This is a genomic window from Flavobacterium sp., from assembly GCF_036405015.1.
GTDB lineage: Bacteria > Bacteroidota > Bacteroidia > Flavobacteriales > Flavobacteriaceae > Flavobacterium.
In genome coordinates this window covers 45,688-60,578 of the sequence record NZ_DASWYK010000187.1, presented here as the reverse complement: position 1 = coordinate 60,578, position 14,891 = coordinate 45,688, and the positions used below count along the sequence as shown (strand labels likewise).

At 35.8% G+C, this 14,891-nt stretch carries 13 protein-coding genes and 4 tRNA genes; all 17 read right to left on the bottom strand.

Going from position 1 to position 14,891, the window contains the following annotated elements:
* A partial coding sequence (gene rpoC, locus VGE71_RS15985; protein ID WP_331139231.1) for a DNA-directed RNA polymerase subunit beta' occupies positions 1–2,824 on the bottom strand: 2,824 nt, incomplete at its 3' end.
* Between the two features lie 279 nt (positions 2,825–3,103).
* A complete protein-coding gene (rpoB, locus tag VGE71_RS15980; RefSeq protein ID WP_144215157.1) occupies positions 3,104–6,916 on the bottom strand; it encodes a DNA-directed RNA polymerase subunit beta in 3,813 nt (1,270 codons plus the stop codon).
* A gap of 255 nt (positions 6,917–7,171) precedes the next feature.
* The gene (gene rplL, locus VGE71_RS15975; protein ID WP_144215158.1) at positions 7,172–7,543 is read right to left on the bottom strand and encodes a 50S ribosomal protein L7/L12; all 372 of its coding nucleotides are present in this window, start codon (positions 7,541–7,543) and stop codon (positions 7,172–7,174) included.
* 89 nt (positions 7,544–7,632) lie between these two features.
* Positions 7,633–8,133: a 50S ribosomal protein L10 gene (rplJ, locus tag VGE71_RS15970; protein ID WP_331139230.1), complete on the bottom strand. Its 501-nt coding sequence runs from the start codon at positions 8,131–8,133 to the stop codon at positions 7,633–7,635.
* Positions 8,134–8,155: 22 nt separating this feature from the next.
* Positions 8,156–8,845, bottom strand: coding sequence for a 50S ribosomal protein L1 (gene rplA / locus VGE71_RS15965; RefSeq protein ID WP_008466920.1), 690 nt, complete (start codon positions 8,843–8,845; stop codon positions 8,156–8,158).
* A 13-nt stretch (positions 8,846–8,858) separates the two neighbouring features.
* A complete protein-coding gene (gene rplK, locus VGE71_RS15960) occupies positions 8,859–9,296 on the bottom strand; it encodes a 50S ribosomal protein L11 (RefSeq protein WP_008466923.1) in 438 nt (145 codons plus the stop codon).
* A 67-nt stretch (positions 9,297–9,363) separates the two neighbouring features.
* A complete protein-coding gene (nusG, locus tag VGE71_RS15955) occupies positions 9,364–9,915 on the bottom strand; it encodes a transcription termination/antitermination protein NusG (protein WP_008466925.1) in 552 nt (183 codons plus the stop codon).
* A gap of 11 nt (positions 9,916–9,926) precedes the next feature.
* Complete coding sequence (gene secE, locus VGE71_RS15950) at positions 9,927–10,124, bottom strand: preprotein translocase subunit SecE (protein WP_008466927.1); 198 nt, start codon at positions 10,122–10,124, stop codon at positions 9,927–9,929.
* 18 nt (positions 10,125–10,142) lie between these two features.
* Positions 10,143–10,213: transfer RNA gene (locus VGE71_RS15945), tRNA-Trp, on the bottom strand.
* Between the two features lie 55 nt (positions 10,214–10,268).
* Positions 10,269–11,456, bottom strand: coding sequence for an elongation factor Tu (gene tuf / locus VGE71_RS15940; RefSeq protein WP_331139229.1), 1,188 nt, complete (start codon positions 11,454–11,456; stop codon positions 10,269–10,271).
* A gap of 55 nt (positions 11,457–11,511) precedes the next feature.
* Positions 11,512–11,583: transfer RNA gene (locus tag VGE71_RS15935), tRNA-Thr, on the bottom strand.
* A gap of 87 nt (positions 11,584–11,670) precedes the next feature.
* Positions 11,671–11,751 (bottom strand) — tRNA-Tyr (locus tag VGE71_RS15930).
* A gap of 60 nt (positions 11,752–11,811) precedes the next feature.
* Positions 11,812–11,885 (bottom strand) — tRNA-Thr (locus tag VGE71_RS15925).
* Between the two features lie 90 nt (positions 11,886–11,975).
* On the bottom strand, positions 11,976–12,278 hold the full coding sequence (hpf, locus tag VGE71_RS15920; protein WP_008466930.1) for a ribosome hibernation-promoting factor, HPF/YfiA family: 303 nt from the start codon (positions 12,276–12,278) through the stop codon (positions 11,976–11,978).
* A gap of 33 nt (positions 12,279–12,311) precedes the next feature.
* The gene (locus tag VGE71_RS15915; protein ID WP_331139228.1) at positions 12,312–13,205 is read right to left on the bottom strand and encodes a tyrosine-type recombinase/integrase; all 894 of its coding nucleotides are present in this window, start codon (positions 13,203–13,205) and stop codon (positions 12,312–12,314) included.
* Positions 13,206–13,304: 99 nt separating this feature from the next.
* On the bottom strand, positions 13,305–13,499 hold the full coding sequence (gene rpsU, locus VGE71_RS15910; protein ID WP_026730435.1) for a 30S ribosomal protein S21: 195 nt from the start codon (positions 13,497–13,499) through the stop codon (positions 13,305–13,307).
* A 245-nt stretch (positions 13,500–13,744) separates the two neighbouring features.
* Positions 13,745–14,887: an acyl-CoA dehydrogenase family protein gene (locus VGE71_RS15905; RefSeq protein WP_331139227.1), complete on the bottom strand. Its 1,143-nt coding sequence runs from the start codon at positions 14,885–14,887 to the stop codon at positions 13,745–13,747.
* Positions 14,888–14,891 lie beyond the last annotated feature (4 nt).

Genomic DNA, 14,891 nt, shown 5'->3' with positions numbered 1-14,891 from the left:
TACCTGGCTCACCAATTGATTGCGCTGCAATAACTCCAACTGCTTCACCTTTCTGAGTCATCTTACCAGTAGCTAAGTTTCTACCATAACATTTCGCACAAATACCTTTTGTAGCTTCACATGTTAATGGCGAACGTACTTCTACTTTTTCAATTGGAGATGCTTCAATCTTCTTAACATCAGCTTCTGTAATTTGTTCTCCAGCATAAATTAAAATTTCATTGTCAAGAGGATTAATTACATTTTGTAACGCTACACGTCCTAAGATTCTTTCTCCTAATGATTCAACAATTTCCTCATTTTTCTTCAAAGGAGAAACCACAATTCCTCTTAATGTACCACAATCTACAGAGTTTACAATAACATCTTGAGATACATCATGTAATCTACGAGTTAAGTAACCTGCATCGGCAGTTTTAAGAGCCGTATCCGCAAGACCTTTACGGGCACCGTGAGTAGAAATAAAGTACTCAAGAATCGAAAGACCTTCCTTAAAGTTAGACAAAATCGGGTTTTCAATAATTTCACCACCACCAGCAGTTGATTTTTTAGGCTTAGCCATCAAACCACGCATACCAGTTAACTGACGAATCTGTTCTTTAGAACCCCTTGCTCCAGAATCAAGCATCATGTATACCGAGTTGAAACCTTGTTGGTCTTCACGGATATTTTTCATTGCTAACTCTGTTAATTGAGCATTAGCAGAAGTCCAGATATCAATAACTTGATTGTAACGTTCATTATTGGTAATAAGACCCATACTATAGTTCATCGAAATTCCATCTACTTGCTCACGAGCATCAGCAATTAACTGAGTTTTTTGTTCAGGAATTCTAATATCACCTAATGAGAAAGATAATCCTCCACGGAATGCAAACTTATACCCCATATCTTTCATGTTATCCAAGAAAGCTGCTGTTGTAGGAACGTCAGTAACCGCTAAGATTTTACCAATAATATCACGAAGTGATTTCTTAGTTAATACCTCATTAATATATCCTGCAGCTTCAGGTACTACTTCATTAAATAATACTCTACCGGCTGTAGTTTGAATAATTTTATAAACTAATTCACCTTCTTCATTAAAATCTCTTGCTCTAATTTTCACTCTAGCATTCAATTCTAATTTTCCTTCATTCAAAGCAATATTTACTTCTTCAGCAGAATAGAAAGTTAAACCTTCTCCTAAAATTTTCATTTCTGGAGTAGACAAACGCTCTTTGGTCATATAGTAAAGACCAAGTACCATGTCTTGAGAAGGTACTGTAATTGGAGCACCATTTGCAGGATTCAAGATATTGTGAGAAGCCAACATTAATAATTGTGCTTCTAAAATAGCTTCTGGTCCTAATGGTAAGTGAACCGCCATCTGGTCACCATCGAAATCGGCGTTGAATGCCGTACATACTAATGGGTGTAATTGGATTGCTTTTCCTTCAATTAACTTAGGTTGGAAGGCTTGAATACCCAATCTGTGTAACGTAGGAGCACGGTTTAGTAATACTGGGTGACCTTTAATTACGTTTTCAAGGATATCCCATACAACTGGCTCTTTTTTGTCAATAATTTTCTTAGCCGACTTCACTGTTTTAACAATTCCTCTTTCGATTAACTTACGAATAACGAATGGTTTGTATAGTTCAGCAGCCATATCTTTTGGAAGACCACATTCGAACAATTTCATTTCTGGTCCAACAACAATTACTGAACGAGCAGAATAATCTACACGTTTTCCTAATAAGTTTTGACGGAAACGACCTTGTTTACCTTTTAATGAATCTGATAAAGATTTTAATGGTCTATTAGATTCTGTTTTAACAGCAGAAGCTTTACGTGTGTTATCGAATAATGAATCTACAGATTCTTGTAACATACGTTTCTCGTTTCTTAAGATAACTTCTGGAGCTTTAATCTCCATTAATCTTTTCAAACGGTTGTTACGGATGATTACACGACGATATAAATCGTTCAAATCTGAAGTTGCAAAACGACCTCCATCAAGTGGTACAAGCGGACGTAATTCTGGTGGAATAACTGGAACCACTTTCATAATCATCCATTCAGGACGGTTTTCGCGGTTTTCGTTAGACTCACGGAAAGACTCAACAACTTGTAATCTTTTTAAAGCCTCAGTTTTTCTTTGTTTAGATGTCTCGTTGTTAGCGCTGTGTCTTAATTCATAAGATAAAGCATCTAGGTCAATACGAGCTAATAAATCCATAATACACTCTGCTCCCATTTTGGCAACAAATTTATTAGGATCTAAATCATCTAAATATTGGTTTTCTTGTGGAAGAGTATCTAAAATGTTTAGGTATTCTTCTTCAGTTAAGAAATCTAATCTTTGTAATGATTCTCCATCTGCATTTTTAGCAATACCTGCTTGGATCACTACGTATCTTTCGTAGTAAATAATCATATCTAATTTCTTAGATGGAAGACCAAGGATATAACCAATTTTGTTTGGAAGAGAACGGAAGTACCAGATGTGAGCGATTGGCACAACAAGGTTGATGTGTCCTACTCTATCACGACGTACTTTTTTCTCTGTAACTTCAACACCACAACGGTCGCAGATGATACCTTTGTAACGAATTCTTTTATACTTACCACAAGCACATTCGAAATCTTTTACTGGTCCGAAGATTCTTTCGCAGAAAAGTCCGTCACGCTCTGGTTTGTGAGTTCTATAGTTAATTGTTTCTGGCTTTAAAACCTCTCCTCTTGATTCTTTCAAGATAGATTCTGGTGAAGCCAATCCAATAGAAATTTTGTTAAATCTTTTTACTGGATTCTTATCTTTATTGTTTCTGTTATTCATCATAGTTTTTACTATTGATTTATTTGCAATTAAAAAATTGAATTTAGATTTATAATCTACTCTTTAAAAGTAAAGAGTTAATCATTCAGCTACTACCTCGGGTTACTTCTCTAAACTTCAAACTCTTGTTTGAAGCGCTAGTTATAAAATGCCTCGCATTGTTATAAAAAATCGGAACGGGTTACGGGTATAAATCTTTAAAAACTTGTAACATTTTGTAACAGCGTCAGTCCCAGTTTTCAGTGCTAAACTGAATACTGAGACTGTAACTGAAAACTTTTATTATTCTTCCAAACGAAGATCTAATCCTAGACCTTTCAATTCGTGCATTAATACATTGAATGATTCTGGTAAACCTGGTTCTGGCATAGTTTCCCCCTTAACGATAGCTTCGTAAGTTTTAGCTCTACCAATAACGTCATCAGACTTAACAGTTAAGATTTCACGTAGTGTACTAGAAGCTCCATAAGCCTCAAGTGCCCAAACCTCCATCTCTCCAAAACGCTGACCTCCAAATTGAGCTTTACCTCCAAGTGGCTGTTGCGTAATCAATGAGTATGGTCCGATAGAACGTGCGTGCATCTTATCATCAACCATGTGTCCTAATTTAAGCATGTAAATTACACCCACAGTCGCTTTTTGTGCAAAACGCTCACCAGTTCCACCATCAAATAGATAAGTATGTCCAAAACGTGGTACGTTAGCCTCATCAGTCAAAGCGTTGATCTCGTCTAGAGAAGCACCGTCAAAAATTGGAGTAGCAAATTTTCTACCCAAGTTCATACCAGCCCAACCTAATACAGTCTCATAAATCTGACCAATGTTCATACGCGAAGGTACCCCAAGTGGGTTCAACACGATATCAACTGGCGTTCCGTCTTCAAGGAAAGGCATATCTTCATGACGAACGATTCTAGCAACAATACCTTTGTTACCGTGACGTCCTGCCATTTTATCTCCTACTTTCAACTTACGTTTCTTAGCAATATAAATCTTAGCTAATTTCAAGATTCCAGATGGTAATTCATCTCCAACTGTAATAGTGAATTTCTCTCTTCTTAAAGATCCTTGTAAGTCGTTTAGCTTAATTTTATAGTTATGAATCAAATCATTAACCATTTTATTAGTAGCATCATCAGCAACCCATTGACCTTTGCTTAAGTGAGCGAAATCTTCTACTGCGTAAAGCATTTTTTGAGTATATTTTTTACCTTTTGGTAAAACTTCTTCACCCAAATCATTCATTACACCTTGAGATGTTTTTCCGTTAACGATCAAGAATAATTTTTCAACTAATCTGTCTTTTAATTCAACAAATTTAGTTTCAAACTCCATTTCTAAAGCCCCTAAAGCATCTTTATCTTGAGTACGTTTACGTTTATCTTTTACAGCTCTTGCAAATAATTTTTTATCAAGAACTACACCATGTAAAGATGGAGAAGCTTTTAATGAAGCATCTTTTACATCACCAGCTTTATCCCCGAAGATTGCACGAAGCAATTTCTCCTCTGGAGTTGGATCTGATTCTCCTTTTGGTGTAATTTTTCCGATCAAAATGTCGCCAGGCTTAACCTCTGCTCCAATTCTGATCATACCGTTTTCATCTAAATCTTTAGTAGCTTCTTCAGAAACGTTAGGAATATCGTTTGTTAACTCTTCGTTTCCTAACTTCGTATCTCTAACCTCTAATGAATAATCATCAACGTGGATAGATGTAAAGATATCATCACGAACTACTTTCTCAGAAATTACAATCGCATCCTCGAAGTTGTACCCTTTCCATGGCATGAACGCAACTTTTAAGTTTCTACCTAAAGCTAATTCTCCATTTTGAGTAGCATATCCTTCAGACAATACTTGTCCAGGAACAACTCTATCACCTCTTCTTACGATTGGTTTCAAGTTGATACTTGTACCTTGATTGGTTTTTCTAAATTTAATTAAATTGTACGTTTTCTCATCAGCATCAAAACTTACCATTCTCTCGTCTTCTGTACGATCGTATTTAATAGTAATGATGTTAGCATCTACGTATTCTACAGTACCATGCCCTTCAGCATTGATTAACACTCTAGAATCTGAAGCTACCTGACGCTCTAAACCTGTACCAACAATCGGTGCTTCAGGACGGATCAAAGGAACTGCCTGACGCATCATGTTTGATCCCATCAACGCACGGTTCGCATCATCATGCTCCAAGAAAGGAATCAAAGATGCAGAAATCGAAGCAATCTGGTTAGGAGCAACGTCTGTATAATGAACTACATTTGGCTCAACAACTGGGAAGTCCCCTTCCTCACGAGCAATAACATTGCTAGCTGTAATTTTACCAGTTTCATCCATTTCAATGTTTGCCTGAGCAATCATTTTTCCTTCTTCTTCTTCAGCACTTAAGTAAATTGGAGTACTTTCTAAATCAACTACACCATTAGTTACTTTACGGTATGGAGTTTCAATGAATCCCATTCCGTTTACTTTTGCATAAACACCAAGAGATGAAATCAAACCAATGTTTGGTCCCTCAGGAGTTTCAATCGGACATAAACGACCATAGTGAGTATAGTGAACGTCACGAACCTCGAAACCAGCTCTCTCTCTCGAAAGTCCACCAGGCCCAAGTGCAGAAAGTCTTCTTTTGTGTGTAATCTCAGCTAATGGATTCGTTTGATCCATAAATTGAGATAACTGGTTAGTACCAAAGAAAGAGTTGATAACTGATGATAATGTTTTAGCATTAATCAAATCAATTGGTGTAAACACCTCGTTATCTCTAACGTTCATTCTCTCACGAATAGTTCTAGCCATACGTGCTAAACCAACACCGAATTGTTGAGACAATTGTTCACCAACTGTTCTAACACGACGATTTGATAAGTGATCAATATCATCAATCTCTGCTTTAGAGTTGATCAATTCGATCAAATATTTTACGATTGTAATGATATCCTCTTTAGTAAGCACTTGCTTATCCATAGGGATATCTAAATCTAACTTTTTGTTCATTCTGTAACGACCTACTTCACCTAAGTTGTAACGTTGGTCAGAGAAGAACAATTTATCTATAATACCACGAGCAGTTTCCTCATCAGGCGGTTCAGCGTTACGCAACTGACGGTAAATGTGCTCTACAGCTTCTTTTTCAGAGTTAGTTGGATCTTTTTGTAACGTGTTGTGGATAATAGCATAATCTGCTTGGTTATTATCCTCTTTGTGTAACAAAATAGATTTTACGTTAGAATCGATGATCTCTTCAACATTATCTTTGTCGATAATAGTGTCACGATCAAGGATGATTTCGTTACGCTCGATAGAAACTACCTCTCCAGTATCCTCATCTACGAAATCCTCGTGCCATGTATTCAAAACACGCGCAGCAAGTCTTCTTCCAATATATTTTTTAATTCCTGTTTTAGAAACTTTAATTTCTTCCGCTAAGTCGAAAATCTCTAAGATATCTTTATCTCTTTCGAATCCGATAGCACGGAATAAAGTTGTTACAGGTAATTTTTTCTTTCTATCGATATAAGCGTACATTACGCTGTTGATATCTGTAGAGAACTCTATCCAAGAACCTTTAAAAGGAATTACTCTCGCAGAATAAAGTTTAGTTCCATTTGCATGGAATGATTGTCCAAAGAAAACCCCTGGAGAACGGTGTAATTGAGATACTACAACACGCTCGGCACCATTGATTACAAAAGTACCACTTGGAGTCATGTAAGGAATTGTTCCAAGATAAACATCTTGTACAATTGTTTCAAAATCTTCGTGTTCTGGATCTGTACAGTATAGTTTTAACCTAGCTTTTAAAGGCACACTATACGTAAGACCTCTCTCTATACATTCTTGAATTGTATAACGTGGTGGGTCAACAAAATAATCTAGGAACTCCAATACGAAGTTGTTTCTCGTATCTGTAATTGGAAAGTTTTCCATGAAGGTATTGTATAACCCTTCGTTGCCTCTTTCGTCAGATTTCGTTTCTAATTGAAAGAAATCTTTAAAAGATTTAACCTGTACATCCAAGAAGTCCGGATAGTCAGGGATATTTTTTGTAGAGGCAAAATTCAATCTTTCAGTCTGATTTGTTATCATCAATGGACAAAATTTTGATTAAAAAAAAGTAATTTGTTTTGTGTAAAAACACACTGTTTAATCTATACTTTCTTATTATAATCAATACATCTTTAAAAATTAATTCTAATTTTCTTTCTTCGTATTGATCAAAAACTTTTTCGTATTTTAAACTATGGGATAATAAAATTTAATATATATTTTATTATACGAAAAATGGTTTAGGCCTTTGAGTGTTAACTCAAGACCTAAACCTAGTTCTTAAACTGAGTTTAATTATTTAAGCTCAACTACAGCTCCAGCCTCTTCTAAAGCTTTCTTAAGACCTTCAGCCTCTTCTTTAGAAACACCTTCTTTAACGTTAGAAGGAGCACCGTCAACTACGTCTTTAGCTTCTTTAAGACCTAAACCAGTTAATTCTTTAACTAATTTTACAACAGCTAATTTAGAAGCTCCAGCCTCTTTTAATACAACTGTAAATTCAGTTTGTGCTTCTTCAGCAGCACCATCTCCTCCACCAGCAGCAACTACTACAGCAGCAGCAGCAGGCTCGATTCCGTACTCGTCTTTTAATATTGTTGCTAATTCGTTAACTTCTTTAACTGTTAAGTTAACTAATTGTTCTGCGAATTGTTTCAAATCTGCCATTTTTTCTATCGTTTAAAATGATTTGTAAAAATATAATTTATTTATTGTGCGCTAATTAAGCAGCGAGGAAGCAAGCTCCCTCACATGTATTACTCTGCTGCTTCTTCGCTTCCAGCGAATTTGTTTTGTAAAGCAGAAATAATTCTTTGAGCTGGAGATTGTAATAATCCAATGATTTCTCCAATAAGCTCTTCTTTAGATTTAATAGTAGCCAATGCATCTAATTGGTTATCTCCAATATATACTTCAGAGTTGATGTAAGCTCCTTTTAAAACTGGTTTATCAGATTTCTTACGGAAATCTTTAATAATTTTTCCAGGTGCGTTAGCAACATCAGAAATAAATATAGCACTGTTACCTGATAAAACTGTAGGTAAGTCACCATAATCATTAGAAGAAGCTTCCATTGCTTTTGCAAGCAAAGTGTTTTTAACAACCTCTAATTTGATACCTGCTTTGAAACAAGCTCTACGTAAGCTTGAAGTTGTCTCTGCGTTTAAACCAGAAATATCAGAAATGTAAATGATATTTGTACCAGCTAACTGCGCAGTTAAATTTTCAATCGCGATTGATTTTTCTTCTCTAGTCATACTAAAAATTTTTAACTACCAATTATACTGCTTTTGGGTCTAATGCGATAGCAGGACTCATTGTGCTTGTAAGGTGAATACCTTTAATGTATGTACCTTTAGCAGCAGTTGGTTTAAGTTTTATTAATGTTTGAATAATTTCGTGTGCGTTCTCAACGATTTGCTCAGCTCCGAAAGAAACTTTACCAATACCAGCGTGAACGATACCAGTTTTATCAACTTTAAAGTCAATTTTACCAGCTTTAACTTCTTGAACAGCTTTAGCAACATCCATAGTTACAGTACCTGTTTTAGGGTTTGGCATTAAACCTCTAGGTCCTAAAATACGACCTAATGGACCTAATTTACCCATAACTGCAGGCATAGTAATGATTACATCAACATCTGTCCAACCGTCTTTAATCTTTTGTAAGTAATCGTCAAGACCAACGTGATCTGCTCCAGCCTCTCTTGCTTCAGCTTCTTTATCTGGAGTAACCAATGCTAATACTTTAACGTCTTTTCCTGTTCCGTGAGGTAAAGTAACTACACCTCTAACCATTTGATTCGCTTTTCTTGGATCAACACCCAAACGAACTGCGATATCAACAGACTCATCAAATTTTGCAGAAGCAACAACTTTAATTAATGCAGCAGCATCTTTTAAAGAGTATAATTTGTTCTTTTCAATTTTTGAAGCAGCCTCTTTTTGCTTTTTTGTTAATTTTGCCATTTCTTTTTCTTAATTAAAAAGGAGCATCTCCTGATACAGTTATACCCATAGATCTAGCTGTTCCAGCAACCATACTCATAGCTTTCTCAATTGTGAAAGCGTTTAAGTCTGGCATTTTGTCTTCAGCAATAGTTCTAATTTGTTCCCAAGTAACGCTAGCTACTTTTTTACGATTAGGCTCACCAGAACCAGATTTTAGCTTTGCAGCTTCCATTAACTGAACTGCTGCTGGAGGAGTCTTAACAACAAAATCAAATGATTTGTCTTTGTACACAGTGATTTGCACTGGACAAATTTTGCCAGGTTTATCCTGAGTTCTAGCATTAAATTGCTTACAGAACTCCATGATGTTAACCCCAGCAGCTCCTAAAGCAGGTCCAACCGGTGGCGACGGGTTCGCAGCACCTCCCTTAACTTGTAGTTTAACTACCTTACTAATTTCTTTAGCCATTTTTAAAAAATTTAACACTGTAATCAATGGAAGCGATTACAATGGTTTATTATAGTGTAACAAAAAATTATACTTTTTCTACTTGCATAAAGCTTAATTCTAATGGAGTCTTTCTTCCGAAAATCTTAACCATTACCTCAAGTTTACGCTTCTCTTCATTGATTTTCTCAACAGATCCATTAAATCCATTGAAAGGTCCATCAATAACCTTAACCGTTTCACCAACACTAAAAGGAATAGAACGTGTATCTGTATTTACAGCCAACTCATCTACCTTACCTAACATACGGTTTACTTCAGATAGTCTTAAAGGAACAGGTTCTCCGCCTTTAGTTTCTCCTAAAAATCCAATAACACTAGTAATTGACTTAATAATATGAGGAATCTCACCAACCAAGTTAGCTTCGATCATAACATATCCAGGAAAATAAACTTTATCCTTAGATGATTTTTTCCCATCTTTTACGGTAACTACTTTTTCAGTAGGAACTAAAACTTGAGAAACATAATCCTCCATACCTAATCTAGCAATCTCAGTCTCGATATAAGCTTTCACTTTATTCTCTTGACCACTTACTGCTCTAACTACGTACCATTTTTTCACATTATTATCTGCCATCACAAAAAAAATTATCCTTTTAACCAGTTAAAAAATCCAGCCAAAGCTTTTGCAAAAAATTCGTCTACTCCCCAAGTTGCCAAAGCGAATAAGATCGAAAATACAGCCACAACAATTGTTAATTTTTGTACTTCAGCCCAAGCTGGCCAAGTAACATTTGACTTTAACTCTTCGAAAGCCTCTGATAAATAATTAGTAACTTTTGTCATTTGATATATTTTTTATTGCACGGGCGGAGGGATTCGAACCCCCATCAACGGTTTTGGAGACCGCTATTCTACCCTTGAACTACGCCCGTAATTAAAGCCAGTGATTAAAAAATAATCACTGGCTTCTCTTTTATTTTAATAGAATTACTCTACGATTTCAGTAACCTGACCAGCACCAACTGTTCTACCACCCTCACGGATAGCGAAACGTAAACCTACGTTCATAGCGATTGGGCTTAATAAAGCAACCTCGATAGTTAAGTTATCACCTGGCATTACCATCTCTACACCTGCTGGTAAAGAAATAACTCCTGTTACGTCAGTTGTACGTACGTAGAACTGTGGACGGTAGTTATTGTGGAATGGAGTGTGACGTCCACCTTCTTCTTTTTTCAAGATATAAACCTCAGCTTTGAATTTAGAGTGTGGTTTTACTGAACCTGGCTTAATAATAACCATACCTCTTTTGATATCAGCTTTATCAATACCTCTTAACAATAAACCTACGTTATCTCCAGCTTCACCTCTATCAAGGATTTTACGGAACATCTCAACTCCTGTAATAGTAGAAGTTAATTTTTCAGCTCCCATACCGATGATTTCAACAGGATCTCCAGTGTTAGCAACTCCAGTTTCGATACGACCTGTAGCAACAGTTCCACGACCTGTAATTGTAAATACGTCCTCAACTGGCATCAAGAATGGTTTAGCAACGTCACGTACTGGCTCTTCGATCCAAGCATCAACAGCTTCCATTAATTCGATAATTTTAGGTACCCAGTTTGGATCATTGTTTAATCCTCCTAAAGCAGAACCTTGAACTACAGGACCATTATCTCCATCATATTCGTAGAAAGATAATAAATCTCTAATTTCCATTTCAACAAGCTCTAATAACTCAGCATCATCAACCATATCCACTTTGTTCATGAAAACAACGATTCTTGGAATACCTACCTGACGTCCTAAAAGGATGTGCTCACGAGTTTGTGGCATTGGACCATCTGTAGCAGCAACTACTAAGATAGCACCGTCCATCTGAGCAGCACCAGTAACCATGTTCTTAACGTAATCCGCGTGACCTGGACAGTCAACGTGAGCGTAGTGACGGTTAGCAGTTTCGTACTCAACGTGTGATGTATTAATAGTAATACCTCTTTCTTTCTCCTCTGGAGCGTTATCGATTTGATCAAACGATTTTGCTTGACAGTAACCAGCATCTGACAATACTTTAGTAATTGCAGCAGTTAATGTAGTTTTTCCGTGATCTACGTGTCCAATTGTACCTATGTTTAAGTGCGGTTTGGAACGATTAAAATTCTCCTTTGCCATTTTACTTAATTTTTAATCTTAGTTATATATTAATTTTCAATTTCCTACTTACTTGAGCCAATGTCGGGATTTGAACCCGAGACCTCTTCCTTACCAAGGAAGCACTCTACCCCTGAGCTACACCGGCAGAGAGTTCTGATTTTAGAATTCAGATTTCAAATTTTAGATTTTATTAATCTAAAACCTACAACCCAAAACCTTAACTTCTTTTTAGTGGGGAGAGCAGGATTCGAACCTGCGAAGTTCACACAGCAGATTTACAGTCTGCCCTCGTTGGCCGCTTGAGTATCTCCCCTAATTTTTAAAATTCCATTATTTTAAAGAACCAATTTCAAATCGCATTTGAAATATTTTGAGCCGATAGAGGGACTCGAACCCACGACCTGCTGATTACAAATCAGCTGCTCTAGCCAGCTGAGCTACATCGGCGAATACATTAAAAAAGTCCGCTATTTCTAACGGACTGCAAATGTAGCTATTTTATCTTTTAATCAAAACATTTTTTGAAAAAAATTTCAATTATATATGCGCTCTTATTTTTTCTTTCCTTTTTACAAGCAAACGTTCTAACGATTCTGCCGAAAGCTCAACCGCTTCTTCAAAAGTTTTACACTGTTTTTTCACCAGAAAATCATCACCAGGAACATTAATCTTTATCTCCACCACCTTATTCTCTTTATCACTTGTTCTTTCAACTTTTAAAAAAACATCTGATGAAACCACTCGATCGTAGTATTTTTCCAGCTTACCCATTCTTTCTTGGATAAAATCGACCAATTTTCTGTCGACAGTAAAATTAACTGCATGAACATCTACCTTCATAATAAAAATTTTAGGATTAACATTTTAGAATCATTACTTATTTCTAGGATGCGCTCCTTTATACACTTTTTTAAGCTCCGCCAAACTATTATGAGTATAAACTTGCGTAGACGCCAAACTAGAATGCCCTAATAACTCTTTAACTGAATTCAAATCTGCCCCGTTATTCAACAAGTGAGTTGCAAAAGTATGCCGAAGCACATGCGGACTTTTTTTAACCTTTTCTGAGACCCTACTAAAGTATGAATTTATTAAACGATAAACAAAAGATTCGCTCAATTTTAACCCTTTCTTTGAAAGAAAAAAATAGTCAGAATCAACAACATCACTCAAATCCTCGCGTTCCTTTATATACAACCTGATTTGATCTGTTATAATTGGAAGAATCGGAACGATACGCTCTTTATTTCTTTTTCCTAAAACCTTTACAACACCAGATGAAAGATCCACATTTTTAATCATTAAATGAATCAACTCCGCACGACGCATTCCAGTCACATAAAACATCTCTACAATCAACTTATCCCGAATTTCTTCAAAACCAACTGGAAGCTCCATTTCAGTCAACAAATCACTCAATTCTTTCTCAGAAAAAGGAACCTGAACCACTTTTGGCATTTTTAAAGATTTATGCTTCAGCATCGGATTAACCTCAATTTGTTTTGACTTTAAAAGAAACTTATAAAAAGCCTTCAAAGAAGCCATTTTCCGATTTACCGTAACATTCGAAACATTTTGATCTACCAAGGCAACAATCCAACTTCTAACTTGACCATAATTAACCAAGTCAATACTATCCTGCTCAAACTCTTCTTTAACAAAAACCTCAAAAGCTTCCACATCTTTCAAATACGCCTGCACAGTATGAGGAGAATATTTTTTCTCCAACAAAAGATAATCCTTAAAACTTTCTTTATTTGTTTTCATACAAATTAAAAACCGACTATTATAAGCACAAAAAAACCGTTAGAATCAAAATTAAAACATTTTGATCACTAACGGTAATTATTTTTGAAAAGCTAAATATTAACTTTCTAAGCTATCTTTCAAACCTTGAATGTAAGCAGCTTTTTGAATTTGAGCTCTTTTGATAACAGAAGGCTTAATAAAAGCAGTACGTGCTCTTAATTGACGAACAGTTCCTGTTTTATCAAATTTTCTTTTATAGCGCTTTAATGCTCTATCGATATTTTCTCCGTCTTTAATTGGTATAATTAACATAATATAGACACCTCCTCTCGTTAAGGCTGCAAAAGTAAAAATTAATTATTAATTATAAGCTATAAATATTAAATTATTTTCCATAAACTCCATTTTACCTGTATGCGTGAGGGATTGCAACGGAAATCCTTTTTGTTTTTTCTTTAAAAACAAAAAGATTGCAGTGAAAAGCCCGACCTTAAAAACAAAAGCCACTCTGCACCTGCTAAATGGCTTTTGTTTTTAAGGGCACGCCCAAAATATTACTATCTTTTTAATAAATTTCTAGAAATAACAACCTTTTGAATTTCAGTTGTTCCTTCTCCTATGGTACAAAGTTTAGAATCTCGGTAAAACTTTTCTACAGGAAAATCTTTTGTATAACCATAACCTCCGTGAATTTGGACAGCATCATTAGCAATTTTGACACAAGCTTCTGAAGCATACATTTTTGCCATAGCTCCTGCTGTTGTAACCTCTTTATGCTGTTGTTTTAAAAAAGCAGCCTTTTGAAGCAATAATTCCGAAGCTTCGATTTCTGTTGCCATATCTGCGAGTTTAAAAGAAATTCCCTGAAAATTACTTATAGGCTGACCAAACTGATGTCTTTCTTTTGAATATTTTAATGCAGCCTCATATGCTCCTTTTGCAATTCCTAAGGACAAAGCACCAATAGAGATTCTTCCGCCATCAAGAATTTTCATTGCCTGAACAAAACCTTGACCAACTTCACCTAGTCTATTTGCATCGGGAACACGACAATTATCAAAAACCAATTCTGCAGTTTCACTGGCACGCATTCCAAGTTTGTTTTCTTTTTTTCCTGACGAAAAGCCTTTCATTCCTTTTTCAAAAACAAAAGCAGTCATTCCTTTAGAATCTCCTTTTTCGCCGGTACGAACTACCACAACGGCAATATCTCCTGAAATTGCATGTGTTATAAAGTTTTTTGCTCCATTTACAATCCAGTGATCTCCATCTTTTACTGCAGTTGTATTCATTCCTCCCGCATCAGATCCTGTATTGTGTTCTGTTAAACCCCAAGCACCAATATATTCTGCAGTTGCTAATTTTGGCAACCATTTTTTCTTTTGCTCTTCGTTTCCAAAAGTTAAAATATGATTGGTACATAACGAATTATGCGCTGCAACCGATAATCCTATTGAAGGATCTACTTTTGAAATTTCTTCTACTACTGTCACATATTCGTGATAACCTAAACCTGAACCTCCATATTCTTCTGGTACTAAAACTCCCATGAAGCCCATCTCCCCAAGTTGCTTGAACAATGGAATTGGAAAAATTTGTGCTTCATCCCATTCCATTATATAAGGTCTAATATTTTTTTCTGCAAAGTCTTTTATAGACTGAGCAATCATTAGTTGTGTTTCGTTGTAATCAAAGTTCATGAGT

Bases quoted from the DNA above. Each gene is read 5' to 3' on its own strand.
- rpoB (WP_144215157.1), bottom strand. From the start codon at position 6,916: ATGATAACAAATCAGACTGAAAGATTGAATTTTGCCTCTACAAAAAAT.
- rplL (WP_144215158.1), bottom strand. From the start codon at position 7,543: ATGGCAGATTTGAAACAATTCGCAGAACAATTAGTTAACTTAACAGTT.
- rplJ (WP_331139230.1), bottom strand. From the start codon at position 8,133: ATGACTAGAGAAGAAAAATCAATCGCGATTGAAAATTTAACTGCGCAG.
- rplA (WP_008466920.1), bottom strand. From the start codon at position 8,845: ATGGCAAAATTAACAAAAAAGCAAAAAGAGGCTGCTTCAAAAATTGAA.
- rplK (WP_008466923.1), bottom strand. From the start codon at position 9,296: ATGGCTAAAGAAATTAGTAAGGTAGTTAAACTACAAGTTAAGGGAGGT.
- nusG (WP_008466925.1), bottom strand. From the start codon at position 9,915: ATGGCAGATAATAATGTGAAAAAATGGTACGTAGTTAGAGCAGTAAGT.
- secE (WP_008466927.1), bottom strand. From the start codon at position 10,124: ATGACAAAAGTTACTAATTATTTATCAGAGGCTTTCGAAGAGTTAAAG.
- tuf (WP_331139229.1), bottom strand. From the start codon at position 11,456: ATGGCAAAGGAGAATTTTAATCGTTCCAAACCGCACTTAAACATAGGT.
- hpf (WP_008466930.1), bottom strand. From the start codon at position 12,278: ATGAAGGTAGATGTTCATGCAGTTAATTTTACTGTCGACAGAAAATTG.
- VGE71_RS15915 (WP_331139228.1), bottom strand. From the start codon at position 13,205: ATGAAAACAAATAAAGAAAGTTTTAAGGATTATCTTTTGTTGGAGAAA.
- rpsU (WP_026730435.1), bottom strand. From the start codon at position 13,499: ATGTTAATTATACCAATTAAAGACGGAGAAAATATCGATAGAGCATTA.
- VGE71_RS15905 (WP_331139227.1), bottom strand. From the start codon at position 14,887: ATGAACTTTGATTACAACGAAACACAACTAATGATTGCTCAGTCTATA.